The organism is Deferribacterota bacterium, assembly GCA_034189185.1.
Classification (GTDB): domain Bacteria; phylum Chrysiogenota; class Deferribacteres; order Deferribacterales; family UBA228; genus UBA228.
This window is the reverse complement of the sequence record JAXHVM010000051.1, coordinates 1-12,489: the sequence shown is the minus strand read 5'-3', so window position 1 is coordinate 12,489 and position 12,489 is coordinate 1. Positions and strand designations below refer to the sequence as shown.

Genomic DNA, 12,489 nt, shown 5'->3' with positions numbered 1-12,489 from the left:
ATAGGGAGGAATACTTTCTAAATGTTTTAGAGGACTTTAAGGTGCAGGATATAATGCTGACAGATCCTCAGGTAATAAATGAGAATATGAAATTTAGTGAGATTATAAACTACATATCCACAACTAAGCACAATTGTTTCCCCGTTGTAAATGAGGAAAATATATTAATAGGTGTACTTAAATATGAAGAGATTAGACAATTTGTGTTTGAAGAAGGACTAGTGGATATTGTTGTTGCAGGTGAATTGTGCGATAAAAAAATACCCCCAGTTGCACCAAATGACAGCATAGCTCATGCAATAAAGATAATGAGTTTCTCAAATGAAGAGATATTGCCTGTTGTTAATAATCTAAAAGAGAGAAAATTATTAGGCATAATAACAAGAAAAGATATAATTTCTTACTATAATAAAATTTCATTAGAACAAGAAAATACCGCAAGACTTGAATTTTAATCCAAAATTATTAAAATAGAAACTAGTTATAAATAGGTAATCTTTATGGATATATTATATAAATTCTCACAGATATTGTGGGGTTACCCATTAATATTACTTTTAAGTTTTGGCGGTATTTTTCTTACAATTAAACTTAACTTTTTTCAATTTAGATATTTTTTCTACATATTAAAAACTACCTTTTTTAGTATACACAAAAAACCAAAGGGTACAGGTACGGTAACACCCTTTCAAGCAATCTCTTCAACACTTGCCTGTACAGTAGGTGCTGGAAACATTATTGGCGTTCCAGCTGCTATTGTATTTGGTGGACCAGGTGCAATTTTTTGGATGTGGGTTATAGCGCTATTTGGGATGGCTACAAAATTTACGGAAGCTGCATTGGCAGTCTGTTATAGAACAAAAAATAAGAAAAATGAATATGTCGGTGGCCCTATGTATTATATGACAAGAGGCCTTAAAATGAAATGGTTAGCTATCTGGTTTTCAACTGCACTTATGATTGAGGTTATACCTAGTGTAATGATACAGGGAAACTCTATTGCAGGATCTGCCCTCTCTACCTTTAATATACCCCCTTATATAACAGGCCTTATCATTATGTTTATTGTATCTCTTGTTATAATAGGCGGAATTAAAAGAATTGGGCATTTTGCCGAAGTGATTGTCCCTTTTATGGCTATTATCTATATTGGAAGTGTAATCATAGTTTTTATAATGAGTATAGAGGAATTCCCCAAGGTTCTAGCACTAATATTTAAAAATGCCTTCACTGCAGTTGCCCCAATTGGAGGCTTTGCAGGTGCTACCCTAATAGAGGTTATAAGGTGGGGTGCTGCAAGGGGAGCTTATTCAAATGAGGCTGGGGTTGGAACTGCTCCAATAGCACATGCAACAGCCACAACAGATCATCCAACAAGACAAGGCCTATGGGCAATGGTGGGTATTTTAGTTGATACAATAATAGTATGTACAGCAACAGCATACGTCATTTTAGCATCAGACATTTGGAAAGCTGAATTTGCAAGAACTAATACATCAGGTTTAACTGCCCTTGCTTTTGAAAACTTCTTTGGCCCCTATGGTAGTCTTATTGTTACTATTTCACTAATATTTTTTGTTATCTCAACAATAATTGTTTTGTCTTGGTATGGAGAAAAACAGGCAGAATTTCTATTTGGTGATTTAGGGGCAAAAATAATAAAATATGTATATGTGATATCTGCTTTTGTTGGAGCAATTGGTGCAGCAAGATTTATATGGAATTTAATTGATCTAGCGCTTGCTATGGCAATCATACCAAATATGATTGCTCTTCTTTTATTAAGCAATAAGGCAAAGAAGCTTAAGGAAGAATTTTTTAACACGCCAAATAGATACTATTTAAATGAGAGAAAATAATCTCTTATTTGTGATCTAAGAGCTCTATTTCTAATCTATTTTTACCTATCTTTTTAACCCTTATAAACTCATTGTAGTATTTACCAAGGGAAACAACCATCCCATAGAGCATATCAGTTACATCCTTAACCTCAAGGCTTGATGAGTAAACAAGTAGATCCTCGATGGATTCACAATATAATTCCAACTTATTTCCACTGCGGGTAATATTAAATTCAGGGGGGTTTCTCATTATAACCATTTCATCAAACATCTCCCTGTGAATATTGTTTAGATCATATATAAAAGATAAAAAATCTTTATTCCTTTCGTAAAAAGACTTATAATACTTTTGCGTGAATTCTAAAACCCAATATTGACCAAATAATAGCCAAAATTCTGCTAGATGTATGTTTAATTCCTTACAGATATTTTTGAATAATTCTAATGCCTTTGTATCATCAATATATTCAGCATCATCGATCTTTTTATCTTCACTAAAAATTGTATTATCTATAACACGTTGCCATATCCTATTGCCAAAGTATTTAATTATTAATTCTTTAGTGGCATTATAGGAAAATCCTTGCATACTAAATTATAATAGATAGATAACAGGATATCAATCAAAAAGCGGGCGACGGGGATCGAACCCGCTACCTTCAGCTTGGGAAGCTGACGCTCTTCCTAATGAGCTACGCCCGCAGGTAGAATCAATTATAGTTTCTTATATTATTATGTCAATATAATTAGTATAGACTACTAATTAGTATTTTACTGCCTAAAGCATATTGCATCTATTTCAATTAATGATCCCTTAGGTAGTGCATCTACAGAAACTAATGCACGTGCAGGCCTATGGGAACCTAAATAGTCTTCATATATCTTATTTACTATATTAAAATTGTTAATATCAGTAATATATATTGTGATCTTTGCTATATCTGTTAAACCATACTTTGCAGCCTTTATAATATTAAATAGATTCCTAAGTACCTGTTCAGTTTGACCTTTAATATCTAAACTATCAATCTTGCCGCTTTTTGGATTAATGGGTATCTGTCCTGATACAAATAACATATTCCCAGTATCAACAGCCTGTGAATAAGCACCTATTGCTGCTGGCGCATCTTTTGTATTAATATATTGCAATTATTAACCCCCTATAATTTAATTGCCTCAATAATATTCCAACAGAAAAAATATCTTTTGTTAGTTTTATCAATATATCTAAAAATAATAGATTTATCCATATTAGAATTAACAATATATTTTAAATAACCCCTATTTAATAGCAAATACTTTATCTCGCTAACTGTAGCATCTTGAATTACATTTGTTTCGCTAACATAACTAAATATATTTTTAATTGCATTTAAAATATATCTATAAATATAGCCTATTTTTCTCTGCTCAAAGGCACCCATTATATCCCTACCACTGTCATCATATATCTCTGGATAGATTGCCAATATAAGTTTTCCACCTACATTCAAGGATTTATGAACTTCAATGATAAAATCATTAAAAGGTTCCATGTGTAGAATACCAGCTAAGGATATAGCTAAATCAAATTTAACACTTCTAATAGATTCTAACATATTATCATTAATATTGATTTTATATATTTGACTTAAATTCTCTACTAATTTTTTATCAAATACATACACCCTCTCATATCTAGCGTTTTTAATAAGATACATAGCAGTTATGCCATTGTTTAATGAAAGATCAAAGGCAGCTTTACTAAGACCAATAGATATATTTAAACTATCAAAAAGCTTAAAATATGTTAAATAATAATTCTCAATATCTGCATGTTTCATAACTAACTAATTTACATATAGATTTATTTAATTTATAATTAATTATAAAATATGGAAATAAAAAATCTTGGCAATATAATTAATTTGTTAAAAGAAGATCTCGAGAAAGTTGACAGTGAATTATATAAACACCTAGATTCTAAGGTAATAATGGCAAATGAGGTTGCCTCATATACCTTAAAAAGTGGTGGAAAGAGAATAAGACCTATTCTTTTAATTCTCTCCTCTAAACTACTTGATTATACAAGTAATAGAATCTATGTAATCGCATCTGTTATTGAATATATACACACTGCAACATTATTACATGACGACATCATAGACGGAGCTAAATATAGACGAGGCAGAATAAGTGCTAATAACAAATATGGCAATGACATAGTAGTACTATGTGGTGATTTCTTATATTCTAGAGCATTCATTAATCTTGTTTTAGATGGTGATAGTGATATACAGCTAATTCTAGCAAATGCTGCAAAAACAATGAGTGAAGGCGAAATTTTTCAATTAGTCAAGACAGCCAATTTTGAACTCCCAATAGAGAGCTATCTAGATATAATTTATTCTAAAACGGCTGTCCTTATGTCTGCATGTTGTGAAATTGCCTCAATTTTTGCTAAAAAAACTCACTTTAGGCCATATTTAAAAGAGCTTGGTAAAATTATTGGCTTAATATTCCAAATTAATGACGATATATTAGATTATTTCGGTGATCCATCAAAAACAGGAAAAAAGACAGGAACAGACCTAAGGGAAGGCAAAATGACACTACCCCTTCTAATTTTACGGGAAAAGGCGTCAAAAGATGATATTAACATAGTTAAGGATATATTTTATAAGGATAGGATATTTGATGAAGATTTTTTAGCTGTGGTTAGGCTTCTTAGCGGGTACAAGATTAAAGAAAAGTGCTATCAGTATGTTGAAAAATATATAGCTAAGGCTCATAATTTAATAAAAGAATTACCTGACAATATTTATAGAGAATGTTTAGAATATTTGATTAATTTTGCCGCAAAAAGGGAAGTCTAAGATGTTGAGAGAAGCAATATTCTATAAGAAGCTAAATCTAGAAAAAAATATAGTTAGGTGTGAGTTGTGCCCCCACCGTTGTGTTATAAACCCTAATAATGTTGGTAATTGCTTAATTAGAAAAAATATTGACGGAAAATTATACTTAACTACCTATGGTGAAATAACATCTATAGCAATTGATCCAATTGAAAAAAAACCCCTCTATCACTTTTTTCCCTCTAAAAATATCCTTTCCATTGGCACAACTGGATGCAATCTAAAATGTCCTTTTTGTCAAAATTGGCAAATCAGCTCAAAAAAAGCGTTTACAGAAGAGATATCCATAGAAAAGCTTGCCAATCTTGTTGTAACACATAACAGTATAGGCATTGCCTATACCTATAATGAACCATTTATATGGTATGAATTTATATTAGATGCTGCTAAAAATATGCATGATCATAATATTAAAAACGTCTTTGTTACAAATGGATGTATAAATGCTGAGCCCTTAGAAAAGCTTTTGCCTTATATTGATGCAGCTAATGTTGATTTAAAGGCTTTCAACAATGATTTTTATAGATGGGTAAAGGGAGATCTAGAAACAACTCTGCAGACAATAGAATTATTACACAAAAATAATAAACATTTGGAGTTAACTAACTTAGTAATACCTACTAAAAACGACAATCCTGATGAATTCTATGAGATGTGTAAGTGGATTAGCTCTCTATCAAAAGATATACCCCTACATATTTCAAGATACTTCCCTAACCATAAACTATCAATTCCACCTACACCTATATCTACTCTTAAGAATTTCTATAATATAGCCAAAAGATGTTTAAATTATGTATATATAGGCAATGTATTGATCGATGATGCGGCTTCAACATATTGCCCCTTATGTAATTTTGAGGTTATAAAACGCTCAGGATATAACACAATAGTTAATATTAAAGATAATAAATGTCCAAAATGTGGAAATACATTACCTATTTTATTATAGTCATTGTTTTATTTTCTTGCGAAAGCAATCATTATATTACAAAAAGTTACTATAAACTGGGCACTTTAGTTGATATCACTATACCTGTTAGAGATAAAGAACTTCTTGAGGAAATTGAATCTAAACTAACCTCATTAGAAAAATTTATAAATAGCAATACAGAAAAGATTAATAGTGCACCAATTAATACAAAAATATATGTAGATAAAGCCTTTATAGAGTTATTGAAGGAGGCTAAATATTTTTACAATCTCACAAGAGGACACTTTGATATAACAATCTATACCATAACATCACTCTATGGTTTTCCAGAGGGACCATATAAAATACCAGATATAGAAGATTTAACAGCTGCAAAAAAGATAAGCACATTAAAAAATCTTACTATAAAGGATAATTATATTATAAAAAAAGAAAATATATTAATAGATACAAGCTCTTATACAAAAGGATATATTGTAGATAGGTTAAAAGATTTTCTAAAAGAAAAAAATATTAATAGCGCTTTAATAAATGCTGGTGGTGATATTTATGCGATAGGAAGTAAAGGCAATAGAAAATGGAGAATTGCTATAGAAAATCCATATGACAACAAAAAGTTCCTAAGCATTATAAATTTAGAAAATAAAGCTATCGCTACTAGTGGAGATTATAGACGATTTTTTTACAAAAATGGTAGAAAAATAAACCATATATTTGATGGTATAACAAAAGAAAGTTGTGATAATTATAAAAGCTTATCTGTTATTGCAAAAAGTACAAAATATGCCGATGGATTAGCTACAGCATTCTATTTACTACCATTATATCAAATTGGCATTTTATGCAAAAAAACCAATTCCTCAGTTTTAGTCTACACAATGGATAATAAAACATATAAGTTCTGCGGATTTCAGCATTTTGAAAAAATACATTAAAATATTTACCCTTACCGATATTATAATTATTATAATTCTCTGTCTTCTATCGCTAACACCCTTCTTATATATATCTCATATAAAATATAACAAACCGACATACCTTAAAGTTACCATAGATGATAGAATTATTAGATATAACCTTGATAATAAAATAATTAATTTAGACAAATATAACAAAAATATGACCATAGAAGTAAAAAATAGAAAAGCTAGAATTGTTAAATCTGACTGCCCGCTTAAATTGTGTGTAAAAAGAGGTTGGATAGAACATTGTAGAGAATCAGCAATATGCCTTCCCAACAAAGTTGCAATACAGATAGAATGTAAGGATAGTGATATAGATGCAATCATTAGATAGTAATAAAAATATATCTATTTTGGGCATTTTGACTGCCTTTACAATAATTATAGGTTTTTTAGAAAACCTAATCCCATTGCCCTTGCCAGGTGTAAAATTGGGGCTTGCAAATATAGGAATAATGCTTTCAATATATATATTGGGTTTTAGCAAATCCATCTATATAGCATTCCTAAAATCAATTATACTATCAATCTTTACTGGTAACCTTATAATAAAATTTAGTATTAGTTTACCTGCCACAGTCGTTGCTACTACAATCATGTTTATATCCTATAAATTGCTTAAGAAAGCCACTCCTCTCTCAATTGGTGCCATTGGGGGCTTTATACATATGAATATGCAATTTTTTGTTATAAAAACACTCTACCTTAAAACCACTGCCATTATATATTTAGTTCCATACTACAGTATAATATCTGTCTTTTCAGGTATAGTTACAGGATATATCACATATAAAATTCTTAAAGTACTAGAGCAAACAATACTATCTTCATAAGTCAAAGCTTATACTAACTTATAGGCACAACTGCAAAAATGAACGAACTAAATATTGCATGGGAAATAATATTTGCAGTGATATCTTTTCTAAGATAATATTGTAAGCCCCAGAAGAAACCTGCAACTAGTGCAGATAATATTAACATCAGATTTAATGAAAATATATGAACAAAACCATAGATTAAACTACTTACAACGAGAGCCTTTTTATCACCAATGTGTTTAGTTAAACCACCCTGCAGAAATGCTCTCCAAAATAATTCCTCGCCAGGTGAGGTTATAAAAAATAACAACAAAAACACAAATAATTTATTTGTCCCCTCACCTAAACTATATATCATATTAACTTGGGCCGCCGACTGACCAACTATATAGGGTGCAACTAGATTGCCAATATAAAATATAAAATATAAAATAGCTGCAGAGATAACCCCTTCTATAAGTGATTTATAATTAATTTTTAATGAAACTTTTATAAAAAAAAGAGCAAACAAAGATACCGCAATAATAGTTATGGCTAGCTTATACCAAAAAACCCCAACATATACACCAAATGCAAAATACCACCCCAATGTAGCTAATAATACACCAATGAGCAATATAGTTATATTATTTTTTCTAAAACTAACACTATGCACAAGAGACCTCCATATAAAACAACTAATTTTGATGTTAATGCATCTGCAGCATCAGGGAAACCTTCTTTAAACTCTTTACACAACTTAATTGCAAATGGCAGAGATAAAAATATAATTAAAGCTAATAAAGAAAAAACATTAAAAATAATAAGTAATAGAGTATAAATATATGTTAAAGCAATAAAACCTATAAAAATTTTAATATTTTTATGACCGCCTTGAACCATACCTAATGTCTTGATTTTTCTATCTCTATCAAATTCAATATCCCTTGCGTTGTTTGCAAATAGCACAAGGGCTACTAGTAGCCCTTGGGGGATAGATATTAAAATTGCGTCAATAGATAATATATCTCTTTGAACAAGATAAGCTCCAGAAACCATTAACGGGCCCCATATTACAAAAACTGCTAACTCACCAGTTGCTTTATATTTTAATGATATGGGTTTACCCGTGTAAAATATACTTATTAATAGTGCTAATATACATATATAGATAATCTTGTATGAATAAAATACGGCTAAGATTACGCCACTTATAAATGCTAACACATATAAAATTATAGCCTCATATAATACCTCTCTTTTACTTAGATAGCCTTCAATGATGGGATGGGGTCTATATTTAGCTGTTGGGGCTTTAGGAGTATCAACGCTATATTTTGTATCATAATAATCATTTAATACATTTGATGCAGCGTGAACTAAAATTGTACCAATAAGGGTCAAAACTAAAGCACATATTGAAATAGAGCCATTTCTAAGAGCTAAAAGTGAACCAATTATAACAGAAATAAAACTCATTGAAAAAGACCACGGTCTTGTAGCAATAAAATAGTTTTTAATATTTTTTATATACATTGAATTACAAAATAGTTAATCTAGAATTTATTCATCAAAAATCTTCTCATACTTATCCTCTAACTTATTGACAATTTCAGCTGAACAACTATAGGAAGCTATAAAAGTATCTAAAGTCAATTTGTTAAGGGATATATCATATTTTTCTTTAGCTACATTATAATTTTTCATTGCCTCTTCATCATTAAATAGTTTTTTAAGTTTATTTTTGCCATATTTATCAACAATATGATTATAAATACAGACTGGATAATCATAATGTATCAAATCTTTAGCTTCTTCTTGAAATTCATTTTTATCTTCTTCTGAAAAATTCTCTAAATATAAAAGACTCATTAAGAGGCTCCCATCAAAGTGCTTAAACTGATCAGCAAATTTTTTAAAACCCTGTGATTCAGCTACTAGTTTTTCATAAGTCTTTTTACTTGATTCGTTACAACCTGTTAAGACAAACATTAGATTTACCATAATTAAAAAAATAAGTAATCTCTTCATAGAAACCCCCAATTATTTATTTTTTTTATTGATTATCTTATATTCTAAAAATATATAATTATCAATTAATTTTTAGCTTATTTTATGTTATTTAATTACTATATATGGCTGTGAAAATATTACATACCGCTGATTTACATATAAGAAATTTTAATGATGATAGGTATAGCACCTTAACCCATCTAATTGATATTGCAAAAAATGAGAATGTTGATTTATTTATAATAAGTGGTGATCTATTTGATAGTGGAACAAATGCTGAAAAATTAAGGGATAAATTACGTCAATTATTTAACAAATGCAGTTTTTATACATTAATTCTACCTGGCAACCATGACCAAAAATGTTATAGAGAGGGCTTATATTTTGGTGATAATGTAATAATATTAAAGGATATAAAACCCTTTATATATAAGGATATTTATCTCTGGGGAATGCCTTTTGATACATCTAATAATGATGTCATATATAAGCTGCATCTATTATCAAAGAAAATTGATCCAAATAGCACTAATATTCTAATATATCACGGTGAGCTTGTTGATGCTTTTTTTAAAAAAGATGATATAGGCGATGAAGAGGATAGAAGATATATGCCAGTTAGATTATCATATTTTAATAATCTCAATATCAACTATGTATTAGCTGGCCATTTTCACACAAAATTTGATATCCACAGATTAAATAATGGCGGCTATTTTGTATATCCAGGCTCACCAATCTCAATAACTAAAAAAGAGATTGGGATTAGAAAGGTTAACTTATTTAATGTTAATGAACCACCAAGAGAATATCCCGTTGATACACCTTATTATGAAGAGCTTCAAATAGAACTAGATCCATTTGATGAGAATAGTCCAATTAATATAATAAAAGAAAGGCTTTCAAAGGTAGGAAAAAATGCAAAGATTATACTAAAGGTGAAAGGCTACATAAATAGTAGTAAAATAAAAATTAGAGAGGATCAATTAGTAAAAGAGATTAACGAATTGCCTAATAATATAGTTGAAAAAGAGCTTGAATTTAAGGATATATCAAGAATTTTAGAACACTCACTTTTTTATTCCTTTCAAGAAAAATTAAAACAAAAGGATTATTCTGAGAATTATAAAAAAGAGCTTACAAAGCTTGCAATTAAGGCTATGATGGAAATATCATTATGATTATTGAGGAATTTTCAATCCAAAGATATGGCCCTATTAAAGGGTTAACAATTAGGGATCTACAAAAATTCAATCTTTTTTTTGGTCTAAATGAAAGTGGTAAAACACTAACAATAGATGCCATTGTTAAGTTACTAACTGGTTCAAATAAAGTAAAATATTTTGAATCAATAGATAGGGTTAGTGAAAAACCAGAAGGCTATTTAATAATTAAATGTGAAAAATCTATATCTAATAAGAATAATAGTAACATTATTAAGCTACCAGATATGGGAAGCTTAACAAAACATAAAGATTTAACAGATCATGAGTTACGCAATATCTTTATTATAAGAGATAGCGACCTAACAATAACAAAGGAAGATGAGTTTTACACTAATATCACCGATAAATTAACAGGACTTAATACTAAATATATATCAATTATTAAGGAAAAGCTTTTAAATATAGGCAAATTAACCCCTAGTGGTGAATTTAGAGATAAAAAGGGTGAAAAATTAAATAGTAGAATTAAAAATGCTAACTTACTTTTAGAAAGAGATATCAAAGAGTTAGAAAAATACTCAAGTGATAACAATCTTTTTGATATTGAAGAAAAAAAGGTTTCAAAAAAAGAAGAGCACGATGAAATTGAGCAAAAAATTAAGGAGCTTGAATATGCAAGGCTCAGAGAAATGTATGAAAAGACAAAAAAGGCTTTTGAAAGGGTTAACTATTTACTAGCAAAACTTAAAAATTTGGAGATATACAATGATAATATTATGCAGTTATGGATTGAATATGAGAAAAATATAGCCTTACTAAATGAAACAAAAGCTAAATTAATAGAAGAACTAAGGGATCATAAAAAAAAATTGGATGAAACAACTGCTATATTAGATAATTTGGGTAAAGAGATGAGGATTTTAGAAGAAAAAAAGAAGGATATAGATGATAATATAAAATTTGAAATAAAAAGTTATAATGAAGAAAAAAATAATTTTACAATAAAAAAAAGGTTAGATAGTTTTATAACTTATACTTTAATTATATCTTCAATAATTTCAGCTATCTCTATTGTTGGTATAATATTAAAAGATTCTCTAATAATACAAATACTATTAATAATATTCTTGTTAATCTCTTTTGCCTGTGGATTTTTTAAATTTAGGCTTATAAAGGAAAAGGCAAAATTAGAGACAAAATTTAATGATATAAACACAAAATTATCAAAATACAGTTTAGGCGGCAAAAAAATAGATGACATACGAGCAAATATTGAGAGATTTGATGAGATATATAGACAAAAATATGATGAAATAGGCACTCTTACAAGCAAAAAAGAGGCCTTGATAGAGTATATTAAGGCTGCAGATAAAGATATAAAAGATACTGATAATAAAATAAATAATATTAAAGAAGAGGTTGAAAAAATTAAATTTGAATATTCTTGTGATAATATAGATGATTACAAAGATAAATTAAATATAAAAAGAACCCTCGAAAAAGAGTTAGCTGAGCAAAAAAGTATTCTCAATAGCTATTTAAATAGCAGCTCAAACAATCTAGAAGAAAATTTAAAGTTTTGGGATAAAGAAATTATGAAATTAAAGAAATATAGAGATAAAGCAAAAGGGGTTAGTTATAGTGAAGAGCTAGTTTTACAGCTAAAAGCAAAAAAAGATACTCTTTTAAAACAGCTAGATAGCCTTAATGAAAAGACAAAAACATTGAATGAAAGATTAAATAACATAACGAGACAAGCAAATGATATCTTAAAGATAGAGGGTGAAGATATACTATATTGCAACTACTTAACAGATATTGAGGTGATAAAAGATAAAATTATAAAATTTATAAATAAAAATAAGGATATGAAGGAAAAGAT

The 12,489-nt window shown here is 29.0% G+C and carries 15 protein-coding genes and 1 tRNA gene; 9 read left to right on the top strand and 7 right to left on the bottom strand.

Features of this window, described 5'->3' with window-relative positions; translation table 11 throughout:
• Together SVN78_05185 and SVN78_05180 are read left to right on the top strand one after the other, a co-directional pair.
• On the top strand, positions 1-455 hold a 455-nt coding region (locus SVN78_05185), incomplete at its 5' end, for a CBS domain-containing protein (GenBank protein MDY6820996.1).
• 45 nt (positions 456-500) lie between these two features.
• Positions 501-1,859 (top strand): sodium:alanine symporter family protein, encoded by a 1,359-nt coding sequence (locus SVN78_05180; protein ID MDY6820995.1) that lies wholly within the window; start codon positions 501-503, stop codon positions 1,857-1,859.
• A 4-nt stretch (positions 1,860-1,863) separates the two neighbouring features.
• On the opposite strand, the gene SVN78_05175 is transcribed toward SVN78_05180, so the two are convergent.
• The 4 genes from SVN78_05175 to SVN78_05160 all read right to left on the bottom strand — a co-directional run bounded on the left by SVN78_05175 (position 1,864) and on the right by SVN78_05160 (position 3,664).
• On the bottom strand, positions 1,864-2,430 hold the full coding sequence (locus SVN78_05175) for a heme NO-binding domain-containing protein (GenBank protein ID MDY6820994.1): 567 nt from the start codon (positions 2,428-2,430) through the stop codon (positions 1,864-1,866).
• A gap of 40 nt (positions 2,431-2,470) precedes the next feature.
• Positions 2,471-2,543, bottom strand: a tRNA-Gly gene (locus tag SVN78_05170).
• A gap of 69 nt (positions 2,544-2,612) precedes the next feature.
• On the bottom strand, positions 2,613-2,990 hold the full coding sequence (locus SVN78_05165; protein MDY6820993.1) for a Rid family detoxifying hydrolase: 378 nt from the start codon (positions 2,988-2,990) through the stop codon (positions 2,613-2,615).
• A gap of 11 nt (positions 2,991-3,001) precedes the next feature.
• Complete coding sequence (locus SVN78_05160; protein MDY6820992.1) at positions 3,002-3,664, bottom strand: hypothetical protein; 663 nt, start codon at positions 3,662-3,664, stop codon at positions 3,002-3,004.
• Between the two features lie 51 nt (positions 3,665-3,715).
• On the opposite strand from SVN78_05160, the gene SVN78_05155 reads away from it, so the two are divergent.
• Genes SVN78_05155 through SVN78_05135 form a run of 5 tightly spaced genes read left to right on the top strand, consistent with a single transcriptional unit; the run spans position 3,716 to position 7,464 of the window.
• A complete protein-coding gene (locus tag SVN78_05155; protein ID MDY6820991.1) occupies positions 3,716-4,696 on the top strand; it encodes a polyprenyl synthetase family protein in 981 nt (326 codons plus the stop codon).
• Position 4,697: 1 nt separating this feature from the next.
• Positions 4,698-5,687 (top strand): AmmeMemoRadiSam system radical SAM enzyme, encoded by a 990-nt coding sequence (amrS, locus tag SVN78_05150; GenBank protein MDY6820990.1) that lies wholly within the window; start codon positions 4,698-4,700, stop codon positions 5,685-5,687.
• On the top strand, positions 5,657-6,604 hold the full coding sequence (locus SVN78_05145; GenBank protein ID MDY6820989.1) for an FAD:protein FMN transferase: 948 nt from the start codon (positions 5,657-5,659) through the stop codon (positions 6,602-6,604). The genes amrS and SVN78_05145 overlap by 31 nt, the downstream gene beginning before the upstream one ends.
• The gene (locus SVN78_05140; protein MDY6820988.1) at positions 6,588-6,965 is read left to right on the top strand and encodes a NusG domain II-containing protein; all 378 of its coding nucleotides are present in this window, start codon (positions 6,588-6,590) and stop codon (positions 6,963-6,965) included. Before SVN78_05145 ends, SVN78_05140 begins: the two co-directional genes overlap by 17 nt.
• A complete protein-coding gene (locus tag SVN78_05135) occupies positions 6,949-7,464 on the top strand; it encodes a Gx transporter family protein (GenBank protein MDY6820987.1) in 516 nt (171 codons plus the stop codon). The genes SVN78_05140 and SVN78_05135 overlap by 17 nt, the downstream gene beginning before the upstream one ends.
• A gap of 13 nt (positions 7,465-7,477) precedes the next feature.
• Here the strand turns inward: SVN78_05135 and SVN78_05130 are convergent, their stop codons facing one another.
• Genes SVN78_05130 through SVN78_05120 form a run of 3 tightly spaced genes read right to left on the bottom strand, consistent with a single transcriptional unit; the run spans position 7,478 to position 9,459 of the window.
• On the bottom strand, positions 7,478-8,104 hold the full coding sequence (locus tag SVN78_05130) for a type II CAAX endopeptidase family protein (protein MDY6820986.1): 627 nt from the start codon (positions 8,102-8,104) through the stop codon (positions 7,478-7,480).
• A complete protein-coding gene (menA, locus tag SVN78_05125; protein MDY6820985.1) occupies positions 8,071-8,964 on the bottom strand; it encodes a 1,4-dihydroxy-2-naphthoate octaprenyltransferase in 894 nt (297 codons plus the stop codon). The genes SVN78_05130 and menA overlap by 34 nt, the downstream gene beginning before the upstream one ends.
• 27 nt (positions 8,965-8,991) lie before the next feature.
• Positions 8,992-9,459 carry a hypothetical protein gene (locus tag SVN78_05120; protein ID MDY6820984.1) on the bottom strand — a complete coding sequence of 156 codons (468 nt, stop codon included), beginning with the start codon at positions 9,457-9,459 and terminating at the stop codon, positions 8,992-8,994.
• 104 nt (positions 9,460-9,563) lie between these two features.
• On the opposite strand from SVN78_05120, the gene SVN78_05115 reads away from it, so the two are divergent.
• Both SVN78_05115 and SVN78_05110 read left to right on the top strand, forming a co-directional pair.
• Positions 9,564-10,622 carry a metallophosphoesterase gene (locus tag SVN78_05115; protein MDY6820983.1) on the top strand — a complete coding sequence of 353 codons (1,059 nt, stop codon included), beginning with the start codon at positions 9,564-9,566 and terminating at the stop codon, positions 10,620-10,622.
• Positions 10,619-12,489 (top strand): AAA family ATPase (locus SVN78_05110; protein MDY6820982.1); only part of this gene is annotated, 1,871 nt, incomplete at its 3' end. The genes SVN78_05115 and SVN78_05110, both read left to right, overlap by 4 nt.

Coding starts and splice junctions, on each gene's coding strand:
- SVN78_05180 (MDY6820995.1), top strand. CDS start 501: ATGGATATATTATATAAATTCTCACAGATATTGTGGGGTTACCCATTA.
- SVN78_05175 (MDY6820994.1), bottom strand. CDS start 2,430: ATGCAAGGATTTTCCTATAATGCCACTAAAGAATTAATAATTAAATAC.
- SVN78_05160 (MDY6820992.1), bottom strand. CDS start 3,664: ATGAAACATGCAGATATTGAGAATTATTATTTAACATATTTTAAGCTT.
- SVN78_05155 (MDY6820991.1), top strand. CDS start 3,716: ATGGAAATAAAAAATCTTGGCAATATAATTAATTTGTTAAAAGAAGAT.
- amrS (MDY6820990.1), top strand. CDS start 4,698: ATGTTGAGAGAAGCAATATTCTATAAGAAGCTAAATCTAGAAAAAAAT.
- SVN78_05145 (MDY6820989.1), top strand. CDS start 5,657: ATGTGGAAATACATTACCTATTTTATTATAGTCATTGTTTTATTTTCT.
- SVN78_05135 (MDY6820987.1), top strand. CDS start 6,949: ATGCAATCATTAGATAGTAATAAAAATATATCTATTTTGGGCATTTTG.
- menA (MDY6820985.1), bottom strand. CDS start 8,964: ATGTATATAAAAAATATTAAAAACTATTTTATTGCTACAAGACCGTGG.
- SVN78_05120 (MDY6820984.1), bottom strand. CDS start 9,459: ATGAAGAGATTACTTATTTTTTTAATTATGGTAAATCTAATGTTTGTC.
- SVN78_05115 (MDY6820983.1), top strand. CDS start 9,564: ATGGCTGTGAAAATATTACATACCGCTGATTTACATATAAGAAATTTT.